This is a genomic window from Flavobacterium flavigenum (assembly GCF_027111255.2).
Classification (GTDB): domain Bacteria; phylum Bacteroidota; class Bacteroidia; order Flavobacteriales; family Flavobacteriaceae; genus Flavobacterium; species Flavobacterium flavigenum.
Genome location: NZ_CP114285.2, coordinates 1,626,450 through 1,644,184 on the forward strand (window position 1 = coordinate 1,626,450; position 17,735 = coordinate 1,644,184).

19 protein-coding genes are annotated in these 17,735 nt (G+C 34.2%); 18 read left to right on the forward strand and 1 reads right to left on the reverse strand.

What is annotated here, in order from left to right; genetic code table 11:
* Positions 1-19 precede the first annotated feature (19 nt).
* The 17 genes from OZP09_RS06185 (at position 20) to OZP09_RS06265 (ending at position 16,045) form a co-directional block, all read left to right on the forward strand.
* The gene (locus tag OZP09_RS06185; RefSeq protein ID WP_269237032.1) at positions 20-586 is read left to right on the forward strand and encodes a YceI family protein; all 567 of its coding nucleotides are present in this window, start codon (positions 20-22) and stop codon (positions 584-586) included.
* Positions 587-789: 203 nt separating this feature from the next.
* Positions 790-2,064 carry a hypothetical protein gene (locus OZP09_RS06190; protein ID WP_269237033.1) on the forward strand — a complete coding sequence of 425 codons (1,275 nt, stop codon included), beginning with the start codon at positions 790-792 and terminating at the stop codon, positions 2,062-2,064.
* Between the two features lie 301 nt (positions 2,065-2,365).
* Entirely contained in the window at positions 2,366-3,766 is a 1,401-nt protein-coding gene (locus OZP09_RS06195) for an anthranilate synthase component I family protein (protein WP_269237034.1), read from the forward strand.
* Between the two features lie 82 nt (positions 3,767-3,848).
* On the forward strand, positions 3,849-4,415 hold the full coding sequence (locus tag OZP09_RS06200; RefSeq protein ID WP_269237035.1) for an anthranilate synthase component II: 567 nt from the start codon (positions 3,849-3,851) through the stop codon (positions 4,413-4,415).
* A gap of 93 nt (positions 4,416-4,508) precedes the next feature.
* Complete coding sequence (locus OZP09_RS06205; RefSeq protein WP_281310468.1) at positions 4,509-4,913, forward strand: GNAT family N-acetyltransferase; 405 nt, start codon at positions 4,509-4,511, stop codon at positions 4,911-4,913.
* 79 nt (positions 4,914-4,992) lie between these two features.
* A complete protein-coding gene (gene trpD, locus OZP09_RS06210) occupies positions 4,993-5,985 on the forward strand; it encodes an anthranilate phosphoribosyltransferase (protein ID WP_269237037.1) in 993 nt (330 codons plus the stop codon).
* An 87-nt stretch (positions 5,986-6,072) separates the two neighbouring features.
* Positions 6,073-6,855 (forward strand): indole-3-glycerol phosphate synthase TrpC, encoded by a 783-nt coding sequence (trpC, locus tag OZP09_RS06215; protein ID WP_281310469.1) that lies wholly within the window; start codon positions 6,073-6,075, stop codon positions 6,853-6,855.
* A gap of 119 nt (positions 6,856-6,974) precedes the next feature.
* The gene (locus OZP09_RS06220; RefSeq protein ID WP_269237038.1) at positions 6,975-7,607 is read left to right on the forward strand and encodes a phosphoribosylanthranilate isomerase; all 633 of its coding nucleotides are present in this window, start codon (positions 6,975-6,977) and stop codon (positions 7,605-7,607) included.
* Positions 7,608-7,620: 13 nt separating this feature from the next.
* Positions 7,621-8,802, forward strand: coding sequence for a tryptophan synthase subunit beta (gene trpB / locus OZP09_RS06225; RefSeq protein ID WP_223682911.1), 1,182 nt, complete (start codon positions 7,621-7,623; stop codon positions 8,800-8,802).
* 148 nt (positions 8,803-8,950) lie between these two features.
* On the forward strand, positions 8,951-9,268 hold the full coding sequence (locus OZP09_RS06230; protein WP_269237039.1) for a gamma-glutamylcyclotransferase family protein: 318 nt from the start codon (positions 8,951-8,953) through the stop codon (positions 9,266-9,268).
* A gap of 114 nt (positions 9,269-9,382) precedes the next feature.
* The gene (trpA, locus tag OZP09_RS06235; RefSeq protein ID WP_269237040.1) at positions 9,383-10,144 is read left to right on the forward strand and encodes a tryptophan synthase subunit alpha; all 762 of its coding nucleotides are present in this window, start codon (positions 9,383-9,385) and stop codon (positions 10,142-10,144) included.
* Between the two features lie 118 nt (positions 10,145-10,262).
* Positions 10,263-10,661: a hypothetical protein gene (locus OZP09_RS06240; protein ID WP_269237041.1), complete on the forward strand. Its 399-nt coding sequence runs from the start codon at positions 10,263-10,265 to the stop codon at positions 10,659-10,661.
* Positions 10,662-10,995: 334 nt separating this feature from the next.
* Positions 10,996-11,265: a type II toxin-antitoxin system RelE/ParE family toxin gene (locus OZP09_RS06245; RefSeq protein ID WP_269237042.1), complete on the forward strand. Its 270-nt coding sequence runs from the start codon at positions 10,996-10,998 to the stop codon at positions 11,263-11,265.
* Between the two features lie 151 nt (positions 11,266-11,416).
* Positions 11,417-12,046 (forward strand): TetR/AcrR family transcriptional regulator, encoded by a 630-nt coding sequence (locus OZP09_RS06250; protein ID WP_281310470.1) that lies wholly within the window; start codon positions 11,417-11,419, stop codon positions 12,044-12,046.
* The gene (locus OZP09_RS06255) at positions 12,036-13,358 is read left to right on the forward strand and encodes a TolC family protein (RefSeq protein WP_269237043.1); all 1,323 of its coding nucleotides are present in this window, start codon (positions 12,036-12,038) and stop codon (positions 13,356-13,358) included. Before OZP09_RS06250 ends, OZP09_RS06255 begins: the two co-directional genes overlap by 11 nt.
* 12 nt (positions 13,359-13,370) lie before the next feature.
* Positions 13,371-14,450, forward strand: a complete 1,080-nt coding sequence (locus tag OZP09_RS06260; protein ID WP_269237044.1) for an HlyD family secretion protein — start codon at positions 13,371-13,373, stop codon at positions 14,448-14,450.
* A gap of 5 nt (positions 14,451-14,455) precedes the next feature.
* Positions 14,456-16,045, forward strand: coding sequence for an MDR family MFS transporter (locus tag OZP09_RS06265; protein ID WP_269237045.1), 1,590 nt, complete (start codon positions 14,456-14,458; stop codon positions 16,043-16,045).
* Between the two features lie 221 nt (positions 16,046-16,266).
* On the opposite strand, the gene yaaA is transcribed toward OZP09_RS06265, so the two are convergent.
* The gene (gene yaaA, locus OZP09_RS06270; protein WP_269237046.1) at positions 16,267-17,025 is read right to left on the reverse strand and encodes a peroxide stress protein YaaA; all 759 of its coding nucleotides are present in this window, start codon (positions 17,023-17,025) and stop codon (positions 16,267-16,269) included.
* 442 nt (positions 17,026-17,467) lie between these two features.
* Here yaaA and OZP09_RS06275 point away from each other — a divergent pair, with 442 nt between their 5' ends.
* Positions 17,468-17,716: a GxxExxY protein gene (locus tag OZP09_RS06275; RefSeq protein WP_349293623.1), complete on the forward strand. Its 249-nt coding sequence runs from the start codon at positions 17,468-17,470 to the stop codon at positions 17,714-17,716.
* The last annotated feature ends 19 nt before the right edge of the window (positions 17,717-17,735 follow it).

A 17,735-nucleotide genomic window follows, 5' to 3' on the forward strand; every position in this document is an offset into this window, starting at 1 on the left:
ATCAAAATCATTTTACAACATGAAAAATTTAAAAACAATTGCAATAGCATTATTCGTAGCAGTGGCTGGTGTTTCAGTAAACGCACAAACTAAAAAAATTGATGTGAAAACATCTACTATCAAATGGGTAGGTAAAAAAGTAACCGGAGAGCATTCTGGAACTGTGAATTTTAAAGAAGGTGCTTTAGTTTTCAAAGGAAAAAAATTAACTGGAGGAAGCTTTACAGTTGATATGACTTCATTAACTTCAACTGATTTGACAGGAGAATACCAAGGAAAATTAAACGGTCACTTAAAAGCTGACGATTTCTTCGGAACTGAAAAATACCCAACTTCAAAATTAGTTTTCAAAACAATTGGTGCTAAATCAGCTGATGTTTACACTGTAACTGCTGACTTAACTATTAAAGGAATCACTAAACCTGTAACTTTTGACATCGCTGTAAAAGGAAATACTGCAACAACTGAATTTAAAGTTGACAGAACTAAATACGATATCAAATACAACTCTGGTAACTTCTTCCAGAATTTAGGAGACAAAACAATCAATGACGATTTTGAATTGGCTGTAACTTTAAAATTCTAATATTTCAGACTTACTAATTTGAAATTCATAAAACCCCAACATTTAAATTGTTGGGGTTTCTTTTTTTAAACACAAAAATAACGTTCTTAATATTCAGATAACTCTTTCATAACAAAACACTTAATTTTGATTAACATTCTGCTTCTAATTTTGATCTCGTTAAAAACAATAAAAATCACAAACTAGAAATCAAAATTATAGTTATGAAAACTAAATTACTCATTGTCATTATACTACTTATAAGCACTTTTAATCTTCAGGCACAACAAAAAGGAATAACTGGAACATCCAACTGGATGAATAACTGGACTAACTTTAAACCAGCAGCTATAGAATATAACGAAGCAACAAATATAATTGCCGGAACGATTGACAAAGATACCAGACTAACGAAAAGTAATACTTACCAGCTGGTTGGTATCGTTTATGTAACTAATAATGCTGTACTTACAATCGAACCCGGAACAGTTATCAGAGGCGACGACAAAACCTGCGGAACATTAGTAATTACAAATGGTGCAAAAATCGTTGCCGAAGGTTTAGAAACAGATCCCATTATTTTTACTTCTAATAAAGAAACTACTGAAAGAAGACCTGGCGATTGGGGCGGAATCATCATTCTGGGAAAAGCGCCTATCAATAAACTGGGCGGCATAAGTACACTGCCTTTCAACTTAGATCCAATATTAAATCATTATGGAGGACAGGACGCAGAAGATAATTCAGGAATTCTGAAATACGTACGTATTGAATATTCAGGCAGAAAATTAAGTGCTTTGAAAGAGCTTAACGGACTTTCACTCGCGGGAGTTGGAAGAAAAACGGTTTTAAGTAATATCCAGGTAAGTTTTTCTAATGATGATTCTTTTGAATGTTATGGCGGCGATCTGAATATGAACAACCTGATTTCATACCGAACTACAGATGATGATTTTGATTTTACACAAGGAGCACAAATCAACATCAGCAACAGTATTGCGATCCGTCATCCTTTTTCATCGGATATTTCAGGTTCAAGATGTTTTGAAGCAGATTCATACGACAAAATTGAAAACACAGACGTAACTAAAAAAATGACCAGAATAAATGCCAGCAACATCACTCTTGTAAATCTGGAAGAAAACAATCAGGGACTCGTTCGCGAATCTGCTCATATTGGAGAAAACACTTTTTTCAATTTGACCAATAGTGTTGTGTCAGGTTTCACTCCTTTTATACTTTTAAGTGGAAGTATCGGAAATGGAAATGAGAATTTATCAAAAATTACATTAAAAAATGTGATTGCCAACAATTGTAATGGCGGAATAACAAGCGAATCTTCAAGCAATGATCCCGGAATTAAAAACTGGTACAGCAACCCTGAATTTGCCATAGAATTTACAAAATTAAAAAGTGACGAATTATTTGCAACGCCTAATATTAAAGCAAATCCGGACTTTAGAATAAAATTAAACAATGCGGTTGCAAGCGGAAAATAAGTAATAAAATCTATAGCACTTTTTACATATTTAACAAATTTATAAATTAAGAAAAGTTTTTTTTGGGTTTGGATGCATTCTAATTCAAATTACATTTATATATTTGCGGTATCAAAATAAGATTATGAAAATTACAATGAACAATACTTGGTGGTGGAAGAATTTACGTCAAACGTCGTGAACAAAGCTTCCTATGGTATTGTAAACTATAAAATATAAAAGGCTTGTCATCACGACAAGCCTTTTTTTTTGGTCGAAATCAAACTAACAGAAAATATTAAAAATTAAAAAACAAAATACATTGAAACCTTTTATACTCAACACCCACTACAAACAAATCCTGGCAGACACTATTACGCCGGTAAGTATTTATTTTAAAATAAGGGATAAATTCCCAAATAGTTTACTACTGGAAAGTAGTGACTATCACGGAAATGATAATAGTTTCTCGTATATCTGCTGCAATCCTATCGCAACAATTAAAATCGAAAACGAAGTTATTTCTAAAACTTTTCCTGATGGAACGGCAGAGCATATTTCAGTTGACGCTTCTACTAATATTCCGGAAGTAATTCAGGAATTTTCAGGTCAGTTCAAATCAGAGAAAAACGATTTTAAGTTTATCAATAATGGTCTGTTCGGATACATTTCTTACGATGCTGTACGTTATTTCGAAAAGGTAGAAATTGCCAAAAAAGATTCAGCAACCTTAATCCCGGATGTTTTTTATGCGGTTTACCAAAACATTATTGCCATCAATCACTTCAAAAACGAAGCGTATATTTTTTGCCATAGTGTTGATGGAAGAAACAATATTTCAGAAATCGAACAATTATTACAATCGAGAAATATTGCTTCTTATAAATTCACTAAAGAAGGTGAAGGTTTCTCTAACCTTACAGACGAAGAATTCAAACACAATGTAGCTTTGGCTAAAAAACATTGTTTCCGTGGAGACGTTTTCCAATTGGTACTTTCACGACGTTTTACACAGGGTTTCAAAGGCGATGAATTTAATGTGTACCGTGCTTTAAGGAGCATCAACCCTTCTCCGTATTTATTCTTTTTTGATTATGGCGATTTCAAAATATTTGGGTCTTCACCTGAAGCGCAAATTATCGTAAAAAACAGAAAAGCCGAAATCCACCCAATTGCCGGAACTTTCAGAAGAACCGGAAATGATGAAAAAGACGCTGAATTGGCCAAAAAATTATCCGAGGATAAAAAAGAAAACAGCGAGCACGTGATGCTGGTCGATCTTGCAAGAAACGATCTAAGCCGAAACGGTCATGATGTAAACGTAGAAAGATACAGAGAGGTTCAGTTTTTCTCGCATGTAATCCATCTGGTTTCAAAAGTTACCGGACATTTACATGATAAAGCGACAACAATGCAGGTGGTTGCTGACACCTTCCCTGCCGGAACTTTAAGCGGCGCGCCAAAACACAGAGCGATGCAATTGATTGAAGATTACGAAAAAACTAATCGTAATTTTTATGGAGGCGCAATTGGTTTTATGGATTTTGAAGGCAATTTTAATCACGCCATTATGATTCGTACTTTCCTTTCAAAAAACCATCAGTTACACTGTCAGGCAGGAGCAGGAATTGTAGCAAGCTCTGACGAAGAAAGTGAGATGCAGGAAGTTTATAATAAATTAAAAGCATTGAATACAGCTTTGGAAATGGCTGAAAAAATATAATCTATTTTGTTTCAGGTTTCAAGTTTCAAGTTAATTGGAACGTGAAACCTGAAACAAGAAAAACCTGAAACAAAAAACACAAATGAAAAAAATATTAGTTATAGACAATTACGATAGTTTCACTTACAACTTAGTGCACTATTTAGAAGATTTAAACTGTGAAGTAACCGTTTACAGAAACGATGAATTTGATATTGAAGAAATTGGTTCTTTCGATAAAATACTGCTTTCGCCAGGTCCCGGAATTCCAGATGAAGCAGGTCTATTGAAAGACGTTATTCGAAAATATGCTCCAACAAAAAGCATTTTAGGTGTTTGTTTAGGACAGCAGGCAATTGGAGAAGTTTTTGGAGGAACGCTTTCAAATCTTGATAAAGTATACCACGGTGTTGCTACCAATGTAAAAAAAGCAGTTTCAGACGAATCTTTATTTGAAGGACTTGAAGATGAATTTGAAGTAGGTCGTTACCATTCATGGGTTGTGAATGCTGATTTACCGGAAGTTTTAGAAGCTACTTCATTTGAAGAACACGGTCAGGTAATGTCTTTACGCCACAAAACATACGATGTACGCGGAGTACAATTTCATCCGGAAAGCGTGTTAACACCAAATGGTAAAAGGATTTTAGAAAACTGGATCAAAGATTAATTTTTGTTTCAGGTTTAAAGCTTCAGTTATTGGAAGGTGAAACTTAAAAACAAAACTCAGAACCTTAGTCCCTCAACAACTTAGAACCTTAAAATGATAACAATTTCAGAAACTAAAGAAATCAATATTGAAGATGTTTTGGTTTTATACAAAGCCAATGAATGGAGTTCGGCCAACAAACCAAACGAGTTGTACAACGGACTCCTAAATTCGGAAACTTTGATAACAGCCTGGGAATGCAAAAAACTGGTTGGATTGGGAAATGCAATTTCTGATGGACATTTAACCGTTTATTATCCGCATTTATTAGTTCTACCGGAATATCAGGGAAAAGGAATCGGAAAATTGATTATGGATAAAATGCAGGAGAAATACAGTCACTTTCACATGCAAATGCTGACTGCCGATGGAAGATCAGTTGATTTCTATAAAAAAAACGGTTTTGAACGTGCAGGCAAAACAGAACCCATGTGGATTTATCAGGGAAATGAACATTAAAAAACGTATTCAGTAATTAGTTCGCAATTAAATAAAAACTTAAAACCTTAGCAACTTAGATTCTTAGAACCTTAAAAAAATGAAAACAATATTAAACAAATTAATCAACCACGAAGTGCTTACCAAAGAAGAAGCAAAAAACGTATTGATTAATATTTCAAGCGGCGAATATAATCCGAGTCAGATTTCGGCTTTTTTGACCGTTTTTATGATGCGCAGTATTACGATCGATGAACTTTCGGGTTTTCGTGAAGCATTATTGGAATTATGCATCCGCGTCGATTTATCAGCTTACAACACCATCGATTTATGCGGAACAGGGGGTGACGGTAAAGATACTTTCAACATTTCTACATTGGCCTCTTTTATATCGGCAGGTGCCGGAATAAAAGTAGCCAAACATGGAAACTATGGCGTTTCATCCATTTCTGGATCAAGCAATGTGATGGAAAAAATGGGAATTAAATTCAGCAATGATCCTTCATTTTTAGAAAAATGTATGGATCAGGCCGGAATTTGTGTTTTACATGCTCCATTATTCCACCCAGCAATGAAACATGTGGGACCGATTCGTAAAGAACTGGCAGTAAAAACATTTTTTAATATGCTGGGGCCAATGGTAAATCCTGCGTTCCCACAAAACCAGTTAGTTGGTGTTTTTAACTTGGAATTAGCAAGAATGTATGCTTATTTATATCAAAGTACTGACACGAACTTCACTATTTTGCATTCTCTTGATGGTTATGACGAAATTTCTTTAACTGGTCCAACCAAAATCATTACAAGCAACATGGAAGGGATGCTGAAACCAGAAGATTTCGGTGTTCGTCTTTTATCACAAAACGAAATCGAAGGCGGAAAAACCATCGAAGAATCTGCAGCAATTTTCACTAATATCATTTCCGGAAAAGGAACTGAGGCTCAAAACAATGTAGTGTTAGCCAATGCGGCAATGGCTATTGCAACGGTTACAAAATGTTCTCCGCTGGAAGGATTTGAACAGGCGAAAGAAAGTTTGTTTTCAGGAAAGGGATTGAAAGCATTACAGAAATTACAAGAATTAAGTAAATAATTTTTTAGTTTCAAGTTTCAGGTTTCAAGTTTCAAGTTGTTGGAACGTGAAACTAAAAAGACTTGAAACTTGAAACAAATAAAGACAATGAACATTTTAGATAAAATAATAATAGACAAAAAAAGAGAAGTGATTTTGAAGAAATCGATTATTCCTATTTCTCAATTGGAAGCTTCGGTGTTTTTTGGAAAACAGACTATTTCGCTTAGCCAGAAATTAAGAGTAAGTAATTCTGGAATAATAGCAGAGCACAAACGTCGTTCTCCTTCAAAATCAATCATCAACAACAACTTTACAGTTGAAGAAGTAGTTAAAGGATATGAAGATGCCGGAGCTTGTGGGATTTCTGTTCTGACTGATGGAAAATATTTTGGCGGTTCACTTGATGATTTGCTTTTGGCAAGAGCCTCAGTAAATATTCCGCTTTTGCGAAAAGAATTTATGGTGGATGAATATCAGATTCTGGAAGCAAAAGCCCACGGAGCTGATTTGATTTTACTGATTGCTGCCGTTTTAACCCGTGAAGAAATCAAATCTTTATCTGAATTTGCCAAAAACTTAGGGTTAGAAGTTTTACTGGAAGTTCACAATCAGGAAGAACTGGAGAAATCAATTATGCCTAGTTTAGATATGATTGGCGTGAATAACCGAAACCTAAAAACTTTTGAAGTAAGTCTTGATTTTAGTAAAGAACTGGCTTCACAAATTCCGAACGAGTTTGTAAAAGTATCAGAAAGCGGAATCTCATCAGTAGAAGCCATTCGGGAATTAAAACCTTTCGGATATAAAGGTTTCTTAATTGGAGAAAACTTCATGAAAACAGAAAACGCAGGAAAAGCAGCAACAGAACTTATAAATCAATTAAAGTAAACACAAATTTCACAATCAGCACGAATTAAATTTGTGCACAAAGCTTTGCGGATTTAGCGATTTAAACTTATCAAAAGCAAAAAACTTAGCGTGCTTTGCGGTTAAAAAACATAATAAAAATGAAACTCAAAATATGCGGCATGAAATGTCCCGACAATATTCTCGAAATAGGTTCGCTCCTGCCCGATTATATGGGATTTATTTTCTGGGATAAATCCGCAAGATATTGTGACGGAAATATTCCGGAACTCATAAAAACAATTAAAAAAACAGGCGTATTTGTAAACCAGAGCCAGGAAGAAATTCTGGAAAAAGTTGAAAAACACAATTTACAAGCCATTCAGTTACACGGAAATGAATCGGTAGAATTTTGCTCGGAACTTAAAAAACAATTACCCCAAAAAACTGAAATTATAAAGGTATTTTCGGCCGATGAAAATTTCGATTTTGAAATTATAAAACCATTTGAAAGTGTAAGTGATTATTTTTTGTTTGATACCAAAGGGAAATTACCAGGCGGCAACGGAACCACTTTTGACTGGACAATATTAAAAAAATACAATTCGAAGAAGCCTTTCTTTTTAAGCGGCGGCATTGGAATGAATGAATTAAAAGCCATTGAAGAAATTTCAAAAAGCAATTTACCTATTTATGCTGTCGATATAAATAGTAAATTTGAAATAGAACCAGGGCTAAAGAATAAAAATCTATTAAGCAATTTCAAGCGAAAATTTGAAATTGTCAACATTTAAACTTTAAAACAAAATGAATTTTAACGTAGACGAAAAAGGATATTACGGAGAATTTGGAGGAGCTTACATTCCTGAAATGCTCTATCCGAATGTAGAAGAATTACGCCAGAATTATTTAAAAATTACAGCTGAACCTGATTTTAAAGCCGAATTCAACCAATTACTCAAAGATTACGTTGGCCGTCCAAGCCCATTATATTTTGCTAAACGTCTATCTGAAAAATACAATACAAAAGTCTACTTAAAAAGAGAAGACTTAAACCATACCGGAGCACATAAAGTAAACAATACCATCGGGCAAATATTAGTTGCCAGACGTTTAGGCAAAAAACGAATTATTGCCGAAACGGGTGCTGGTCAACACGGTGTTGCGACAGCAACTGTTTGTGCTTTGATGGGAATGGAATGTATCGTGTACATGGGCGAGATTGACATTGCACGTCAGGCTCCAAACGTAGCCAGAATGAAAATGTTAGGCGCAGAAGTTCGTCCGGCACTTTCGGGTTCAAGAACTTTAAAAGATGCTACAAACGAAGCTATTAGAGACTGGATCAACAATCCGGTTGACACCCATTATATTATCGGATCGGCAATTGGACCTCATCCTTATCCGGATATGGTAACGCGTTTTCAAAGTGTAATTTCAGAGGAAATCAAATGGCAGCTCAAAGAAAAAGAAGGTCGTGAAAATCCGGATTACGTAGTCGCTTGTATTGGTGGAGGAAGCAATGCTGCGGGGACTTATTATCACTTTTTACATGAGCCCGAAGTAGGTATTATTGCCGTTGAAGCAGCCGGAAAAGGTGTCGATAGCGGACATAGTGCCGCAACTAGCAAATTAGGAAAAGTGGGCGTTATTCATGGTTGTAAAACTCTTTTGATGCAAACCACTGACGGACAAATTACAGAGCCCTATTCGATTTCTGCAGGTCTGGATTATCCTGGCGTGGGGCCGATGCACGCACATTTGGCACAAACCGGACGTGGCGAATTTTTCTCAGTAACCGATGACGATGCGATGAATGCAGGTTTGCAGCTTACTAAATTAGAAGGAATCATTCCGGCGATTGAGAGCGCACATGCTTTTGCCGTTTTAGACCAAAAGAAATTCAAACCAACTGATATTGTAGTGATCAGCCTTTCGGGTCGTGGCGACAAAGATTTAGATAATTATATTGACTATTTTAAATTGTAATAAAAGTTGTATTTTTGGGCGTTACCCAAGGGTCGGGCTGTACGCTAAATTCCCGATAACAAAAACTACGGCAAAAGCCTTGTTTTTCTAATCGGGCGATACCGCTTCCATCCCTAACGCAAACAGATAACGAGAAAAATAAAGATTTATGGAACAGATATTCTCCTACGGAACATTACAGTCAAAAGAAATTCAGATGCAGGTTTTTAATAAACTGTTAACCGGAACACCAGACCAGCTAACAGGTTATAAACTAAAAGATCTTCAGATAGAAGAAGAATTTGGAATTGAAGACTATTTTGTAGCAGCACCAAGTGAAAATCCATCGGATGCTGTAGACGGTATTGTTTACACTATTTCCAGTACTGACCTTGCAAAAGCAGATCAATTCGAATCCAATGCCTACAAAAGAGTTCAAATAACACTGAAGTCGGGAGTTGTTGCATGGATTTACATTGAAAATTAATCTGAAAACAGATTCATTTAATTGCAGGACTTTTAAAAACCTGGCAGGCTTATATTAACAAAAGACAACACCTACAAGGTTTTGAAAACCTTATAGGAGCAAAAAAATATTAAAATGAACAGAATAACCCAAAAATTACAAGAAGATAAAAAGATCCTTTCTATTTATTTTTCTGCAGGATATCCAAACTTAAACGATACCGTTCAGATTATTCAGGATTTAGAAAAAAACGGAGTGGACCTGATCGAAATTGGCCTTCCTTTCAGTGATCCTTTGGCAGACGGGCCGACGATTCAGGCGAGTTCAACATCAGCGCTTCATAACGGAATGACCACTCAGCTTCTTTTTGACCAGCTGGCAAACATTCGCGAAAGCGTAAAAATTCCGTTGATTATTATGGGCTATTTTAACCCAATGCTGCAATACGGAGTTGAAGCTTTCTGTAAAAAATGCGCGGAAATTGGTATCGACGGATTAATCATTCCTGATCTTCCGGTTGATGTTTATGCAGACGAATACAAAGCCATTTTCGAAAAATATGGTTTAATTAATGTGTTTTTAATTACACCACAAACTTCAGACGAGCGTATTCGTTTTATCGACAGCGTTTCAAATGGATTTATTTATATGGTAAGTTCGGCAAGTGTTACGGGATCACAATCTGGTTTTGGAAATGTTCAGGAAGAATATTTTGAGAGAATTTCAAATCTTAATCTAAGGAATCCTCAAATTGTAGGTTTTGGAATTTCGAATAAAGAAACTTTTAATCAGGCTACAAAATATGCAAAAGGCGCTATTATTGGAAGTGCTTTTATCAAACATTTAAGCGAAAGCGGAAGTGGTAAGATTGAAGAATTTGTTGGTGGAATTCGATAATTTTTTTCCTTTTTTAATAAAATTGAAACGACATTTATTTTTTAGATGTCGTTTTATATTTAATTATTAAGCTATTAGATTACTATCGTAATTTTAAAAACTAATTTAAATTATTCCAATGAAACTAATACTTATAATTACACTTTCATTTATATCAATTATAGGAAATTCGCAGGAAAATCAAAATCATGTTCAAAATGATTCAATATACTTAGGGAATTGTAAAGGAGGTGAAGATAATGCCAGAGCAGACTTTGAAAAAGGAATTTACAATTCATATTCATATGGCTTACAAATAAAAATTACTAAAAAATCTGAAATTGGATTTGATGAATTTTATGAAGATTATCTGAAAAGAAAATATTCAATAAACATAGAACATAGAGGTTGTGTTGTAACAGATTATTCAACTTGTTATTCAAATCTAATGGATAGATTAATCCTTGAAAAATTTGGATCTGATATATTCAAAAAAACCCGATTAGAAGCTAAAAAAATATTTAATAAAAGAAAATAAAGATAAAGTTGTTTCTTATTTGCTTTTATACAAGTTTATTTAATTCTTTATACCTTTGAATAAAATCAATTATTATGGATTTAGAAGCTCGTAAAATATCATTTGTTCAGGAATTTCTAAGACTTCAAAATGAAGAAGTTATAATTAGACTCGAAAATTTACTTCATGAAAAAAAACTGAATTATTAGATTTAGAAATGAAACCAATGAGTTTTGATCAATTCAATAAAGAAATTGATCAATCTTTAAATGATGCTGGACAAAGTCGAATCGTTTCTGCAAAAGATTTAAAATCAAGAAGCCAAAAATGGGATTAACTGTTTATTGGACTCAATTTGCAGAAGATATATTATAAATATAAAGCAGGAGTTAAAGTTGCAAAAAAATTAATTAGTGGTTTAATAGATTGTTCACTTTCACTTGAATTTAATGCTTACGGAGGTCAAAGAGAAGAACTTTTAGCTGAAAGAATTCAGGATTTTAGATATTCACTTTTTAAAAATTATAAGATCATTTACTGGATTGATGAACAAAAAAGTATTGTTTATATCGCTAATGTATTTGACACCAGACAAAATCCAGTACAAATAAAATTAAACAAATAAACTATATAAAGCTGAAATACTAAGGTGTTTCAGCTTTTTTTATTTAAAAAACCACGAAACCGTTTTATGTTAATATTGTGTTAAACAAAAACTAAACAAGTGTTTAAATTAAACAAGTGTTTAATTTTGTATTCGATTTCAAAACAACATCATGTCACAGATTGAATTAAACGATAAAAAAATTCAAATTCTGAAAGTAGCCGAGAAACTTTTTTCGGAAAAAGGATTTGAAGGAACGTCTATACGGGACATCTCTAAAGAGGCAAAAATTAATATTGCCATGGTTTCGTATTATTTTGGTTCTAAAGAAAAGCTGCTTGAAGCTTTGATAATTCATAAAACAGCTGATTTAAAATTACAAATCGAAAGTTTACAGCACGAAAAACTTGAACCTCTTGATAAAGTAAATAAATTAGTCGAAATTTACATTAACCGAATCAATTGTAACAGAGGGATATTCAGGGTTTTACATTTCGAACTTACCTCAAAAAAAAGAGAAAATAGCTTAGCCGTTTTCACAGAATTGAAAAAAGGCAATTTAAAGTCATTGGAAACAATTATTCATGAAGGCCAGTCTAAAGGAATTTTTAGAAAAGATATAATTATTCCGCTTATCACTCCGACAATTATGGGTACTTTTTTTCATTTTCATATGAATAAACCTTTCTTCGTCGAATTACTGAATTTAAACACAGAAGAGTTGTATGATAATTACATCAAAACGATTCTTAAAAACCACATTCAACAAACTATAAAAGCACTACTTGTTTATGAAAATTAGTCAATTAATGCTCTTTGGAGTTTTCTTTATCGGAATTTCTTCAATAGAAGCACAAGAAAAAACAAGTTTAACCTTAGACGAAGCCGTTAAGCTGGCGTGGGAAAAGAGTAACGAAGTTACACTTGCCAATACTAAGGTAAACACAAAAAAATACGAATTACAGTCGGTTAAGAATAATCAGTATCCGGACTTAAAAGTTTCGGGTCAATACCAGCGTTTAGGAAAAGCCTCGATTGACCTGCACAACGACCAGGCAAGTTCTGAGCCTATGGCATCTCCGGATCGTGCTATGTTAGGAATGGCAAATCTTAGTCTGCCAATCTTTTCGGGATTTAAAATTCAAAGCAGTATTGATACTTACGAAAGTTTATACGAAGCAGAAACTGCGAATGCAGCTAAAACGAAAGAAGATGTTGCGCTCCGCGTAATTACCTATTATACTGCATTATATAAAGCCCAAAAAACATTAGATCTTTTAAACGAAAACCAGAAACAGGCAAAACAGCGTGTAACTGATTTTACCGAATTAGAAAAAAACGGAATTATTCCGAGAAATGATTTATTGAAAGCACAATTGATGGTTTCCAAAACACAATTATCTATTGATGAAGCGAATAACAACATCAACAACATCAATTTTTATCTTACAACATTACTTAAATTAGATCCTTCAGTAAAACTTCAGGTTAATGAACAGGATTTCTTTAATTTAAAAACAAGCAATGCGCCAACATCTGATGCATTGGCATTGGAAAACAGAAAAGATTTAGAAGCTGTCCGTTTACAATCTAAAGCAAGTGAGGCAAACATTAGAGTTGCAAAAGCTGGTTACTATCCAACATTAGCTTTATTGGGAGGTTATACAGCTTTCGATCTTAAAGATTTTATTACTGTAAAATATGCCATGAATTTTGGCGTTGGACTATCTTATGATTTATCGGGAATTCTAAAAAACAATTCGCACGTAAAAGAAGCTGAAAGTAAAGCGATGGAAGTAAAAAATTCTGAAGCACTTTTAAGCGATCGCATCAAAGTAGAAGTTCAAAAATCTATTGAAGATTATGACTTAGCTATTAATCAGAGTGTGGTTTATGATGAAGCATTACAGCAGGCATCTGAAAACTACAGACTGGTAAAGGACAAATTCGACAACGGTTTATCTGACACCAATGATCTTGTTGAAGCTGATGTAGAACATTTAAGCGCTAAAATCAATACTGCTTTATCAAAAGCAACTATTATCCAAAAGTATTATGAATTACTTTCGGTATCCGGACAATTATCTCAATCATTCAATCTTTCTAAAATATAATCGCTAGCTCTCATGGAAAAGAAAAAGACAAATAAAAAATTCATCATTATACTAACCATTTTGATTTTAGTAGGAGGAACTTACGGAATTTCAAAATATTTACACTCTCAGGCACACGAAGAAACAGATGATGCCCAGATCGAGAAAAGAATGAATCCGATTATTCCGCGAGTATCGGGATACATTAGCAAAGTATATGTAAAAGATAATGATTTTGTAAAAAAAGGAGATACTTTGTTTACAATTGACAAGAGGGATTATCAATTGAAAATTGATGAAGCACAAGCAGCTTTATTAGGAGCTGAAGGTCAGTATGAAGCTGCAAAAGCGGATATCGGAAGTGCCTACGCAAGCATTAATGTTTCTGATGCTCAGATGAAATCAGCTGGCGGTTCTATCGAAAGTGCTAAAATCAGACTCAGACAATTGACAAACGACTACAACCGTTATAATAATTTATATAAAACGCATACGATTACGAAACAACAATACGAGCAGGCATTAACAGCGAAAGAAGAAGCCGAAAATCAGGTTCGTGTTTTAGAGCAGCAACAAAGAGCAAGTTCATTCCAAAAATCGGTTATCCAGTCAAAATCTAAAGTTTCTGACAAACAAACAGAAGTAGCTGCAGCTAATATCAAAAAAGCAAAAACTATGCTTGATGTTGCTCATTTAAACCTTTCATACACAGTAGTTACTGCTGCAATTGATGGTCAGGTTTCTAAAGTTGATATTCAGCCGGGACAATTGGTTCAGCCTGGTCAGTCTTTATTTTATATTATCAATAACAATGAAGCATGGGTTGTAGCAAACTTTAAAGAAACACAATTGAACAAAATGGTTGTGGGGCAAAAAGTAAGCTTAAAAGTAGATGCTTATCCTAATTATGAATTTAAAGGAACTGTTACTTCTTTCTCTCCTGCTACAGGATCCCGTTTTTCATTATTACCTCCTGACAATGCAACAGGAAACTTCGTAAAAACGATTCAGAGATTACCGGTAAAAATTAGTTTAGACTCTTCAAACGATCCTAAAAAAGTAGAATTATTACGTCCTGGAATGAATGTTGACGTAGACGTACATTTGAAATAAAATAAATGGCAGCAGCAGTACAAGGAGACGACGATTTAGTAGAATACGGCTACAGACGTGTAATCATTACGATTACGGCAGTACTTTGTGCATTGCTGGAAATTGTAGATACAACCATTGTAAACGTAGCACTGACAGACATGCGCGGAAGTCTTGGGGCAACCCTGACTGACGTTGCGTGGGTAATTACAGCATACGCTATTGCGAATGTGATTGTAATTCCGATGACGAGCTGGCTTTCGCAGCAATTTGGAAGACGAAATTATTTTGTGGCTTCGATCATAATATTTACCGTCTGTTCCTTTTTGTGTGGAAATGCCACAAATATTTGGGAACTGGTAGCTTTTAGATTCGTACAAGGTATGGGTGGTGGAGCACTACTGGTAACAGCTCAAACGATTATTACAGAAAGTTATCCCGTTGCAAAACGAGGAATGGCGCAGGCCATTTACGGAATGGGTGTAATTGTTGGACCAACTCTGGGACCACCTTTGGGAGGTTATTTAGTTGATAATTATTCCTGGCCTTATATTTTTTATATCAATATTCCGTTGGGAATTATTGCTACTATTTTGGCTTTAACTTTCGTTAGAAGTCCTAAATATGGAGAAAAATTAAAAGCAAATCAGGTAGACTGGTGGGGAATTATTTTGTTGAGTACCTTTATTGGTTCATTACAATTCGTATTAGAGCACGGACAACAGGACGACTGGTTTAACGATTCTTTAATTGTAACCTTAAGTGTTGTAACAGTTTTAGGATTGGTTTTATTTATTTGGAGAGAGCTTACTTATAAACATCCAATCGTGAACTTAAGTGTTCTAAAAGACGGAAACTTAAGAATTGGAACGGTAATGTGTTTCATCCTTGGTTTTGGTCTATACGGTTCAACATTGATTATCCCAATTTATACGCAGTCGATTTTAGGATGGACCGCGACTGATGCCGGATTATTATTAATTCCGGGATCGATTACAACAGCGCTTATGATGCCGTTTGTGGGGAATATGATTCAGAAAGGTGTACCTCAGGGCTATATGGTGGGAGTAGGATTTTTAATTTTCTTTTTCTTCACTTTTATGATGTACAGCCGTATGACACCTGATACGGGTGTCGAACACATGTACTGGCCGTTGATTTTAAGAGGAATTGGTTTAGGATTACTTTTCGTTCCTATTACAACGCTTTCACTATCAACCTTAAAAGGAAAACAAATTGGTGAAGGAGCAGCATTTACAGGAATGATGCGTCAGTTAGGCGGATCTTTTGGTATTGCGATTATTACTACGTTCATCACGCGCTTCAGCCAGTCTCACCGAGTAGATTTAATTAACAATTTAGATCCGGCAAAATTCGAAGTACAGCAGCGTCTTGCAGGAATGCAGCACGCCTTCATGGCAAAAGGTTACAGTGCCGATGTTGCTTTGAAAAAAGCTTATCAGGCTATTGATCTTTCTGTAATGAAACAAAGTACTGTAATGGCTTATATGGATATTTTCCTTTATTTAGGAATTATGTTTTTATGTTGCATACCGATTATTCTCTTTATCAAAAAAGGGAAGAACAAAATTAATGCAGCCGACGCAATGCATTAATGCTAATAATAATTTATAATACTCAAAACGCCGAATTCAATTCAGAATTCGGCGTTGTTTTTTTATATTTCTATTTATTACTGCTAACAGCTATTGAAAACCCTGCCTACAATATGTTCCGAGTCTCCGACTCTTTAAAAACTTTTGCTTTATTTATAAGATCATTGCAAAGTTTGGAAAACTTAGTCTCTTAGAATCTTAGTAACTTAAAACCTTAAAGGTTATCTTGTAAAAACCAAATGATTCCCCTTAGAAAGATTGGCATCAAACTGATATCCTTCGTAATTGAAACCTTTTAAATCGTCAATAGTTTCTGCGTTCGTATCAATTATATAACGAACCATCATGCCTCTCGCCTTTTTCGCAAAGAAACTGATCATTTTTAGTTTTCCGTCTTTATAATCTTTAAAGTCTGGCGTAATGACAGGCACTTTCAACGCTTTTACATCAACAGCAGAAAAATATTCGTTACTTGCTAAATTCACGAATAATTCGTCTTTTTTCAATTCTTTGTTTAAAGCTTTGGTAACAGTTGGTTTCCAAAATTCATGCAGGTTTTTAGATTCACCAACCGGCATTTTTGTCCCCATTTCTAAACGATAGGCCTGCATTAAATCCAATGGTTTTAAAAGACCGTAAAGACCTGATAAAATTCGAAGTTTATTTTGTAAAACATCTAATTTCTCTAACGGAATTGTATAAGCATCTAAACCGGTATAAACATCTCCATCGAAAGTATAAACTGCCGGACGTGCATTTGCTGGAGTAAAAGGCGTTTTCCAATCCTGATTTCTTTTCCAGTTTAAATCGGCTAGTTTTTCTGAAATTGACATTAATTCTGATAATTCGGCTGGCTTTTTTTGCTTTACGACTTTGTGAACCACACGTGCTTCTTTTAAAAAAGAGGGTTCAGTATATTGAGATGTTGGTAATTCTTTTTCGAAATTCAATGATTTCGCAGGAGATATAACAATTTTCATTTGTATGTTTTTGTATGATTCAAAAATACAAATTGCATTTCTAAAAATTATAGTTTGAAATTGATTTGTTCTATACCTCTATTTTTTAGCCACGAATTACACAAATATCCACGAATTTTTCTCTCAAGCAGGTTATTAAGATTTTTAGCCACAGATTAAAAAAATTCACACAGATTTTTTTAATCTTTCTAATCCTATAATCTATGGCTAAAAAAAAATCGTGGATATTTGTGGCAGCTCTTTCTCAATTCATAAAAATTGATGCTTCAAAATGTGAAATTGTTCAAAAAAGTGAACTCTAGATTATAATAGGCATTTTCTATGTTGTAAATTTGCAGCGATTAAATTTAAAACCGCAACCATTATTAAAATGTTAGGTTGATTCTCAGATAAAATGATTCATAAATAAATCACCGCAGATTCGCAAATTATTTTAAAATTTATGGAAGACTACTTACACAAAGATGAAAGTTACTCTATCTTCGGAATTCTTTATGAAGTACACAAAAATTCAGGAAAAGGTTTTTCTGAAATTGTCTATAAAGACGCATTAGAATATGAATTCACTCAACTAAATATACCTTTTGAAAGGGAAAAAGAGTTTTCTGTAAATTATAAAAACACAATACTGAAACATCAATGTCTTAACTATTTAAAAGTATCAGGAAATCAATTTAGCTATTCTGGCTAACTTTAATCTGAAATCATTA

Coding starts and splice junctions, on each gene's coding strand:
- OZP09_RS06250 (WP_281310470.1), top strand. CDS start 11,417: ATGTCACAGATTGAATTAAACGATAAAAAAATTCAAATTCTGAAAGTA.
- OZP09_RS06205 (WP_281310468.1), top strand. CDS start 4,509: ATGATAACAATTTCAGAAACTAAAGAAATCAATATTGAAGATGTTTTG.
- trpB (WP_223682911.1), top strand. CDS start 7,621: ATGAATTTTAACGTAGACGAAAAAGGATATTACGGAGAATTTGGAGGA.
- trpA (WP_269237040.1), top strand. CDS start 9,383: ATGAACAGAATAACCCAAAAATTACAAGAAGATAAAAAGATCCTTTCT.
- OZP09_RS06230 (WP_269237039.1), top strand. CDS start 8,951: ATGGAACAGATATTCTCCTACGGAACATTACAGTCAAAAGAAATTCAG.
- OZP09_RS06200 (WP_269237035.1), top strand. CDS start 3,849: ATGAAAAAAATATTAGTTATAGACAATTACGATAGTTTCACTTACAAC.
- OZP09_RS06220 (WP_269237038.1), top strand. CDS start 6,975: ATGAAACTCAAAATATGCGGCATGAAATGTCCCGACAATATTCTCGAA.
- OZP09_RS06275 (WP_349293623.1), top strand. CDS start 17,468: ATGGAAGACTACTTACACAAAGATGAAAGTTACTCTATCTTCGGAATT.
- OZP09_RS06265 (WP_269237045.1), top strand. CDS start 14,456: ATGGCAGCAGCAGTACAAGGAGACGACGATTTAGTAGAATACGGCTAC.
- trpC (WP_281310469.1), top strand. CDS start 6,073: ATGAACATTTTAGATAAAATAATAATAGACAAAAAAAGAGAAGTGATT.
- OZP09_RS06240 (WP_269237041.1), top strand. CDS start 10,263: ATGAAACTAATACTTATAATTACACTTTCATTTATATCAATTATAGGA.
- OZP09_RS06260 (WP_269237044.1), top strand. CDS start 13,371: ATGGAAAAGAAAAAGACAAATAAAAAATTCATCATTATACTAACCATT.
- OZP09_RS06190 (WP_269237033.1), top strand. CDS start 790: ATGAAAACTAAATTACTCATTGTCATTATACTACTTATAAGCACTTTT.
- OZP09_RS06255 (WP_269237043.1), top strand. CDS start 12,036: ATGAAAATTAGTCAATTAATGCTCTTTGGAGTTTTCTTTATCGGAATT.
- trpD (WP_269237037.1), top strand. CDS start 4,993: ATGAAAACAATATTAAACAAATTAATCAACCACGAAGTGCTTACCAAA.
- yaaA (WP_269237046.1), bottom strand. CDS start 17,025: ATGAAAATTGTTATATCTCCTGCGAAATCATTGAATTTCGAAAAAGAA.
- OZP09_RS06185 (WP_269237032.1), top strand. CDS start 20: ATGAAAAATTTAAAAACAATTGCAATAGCATTATTCGTAGCAGTGGCT.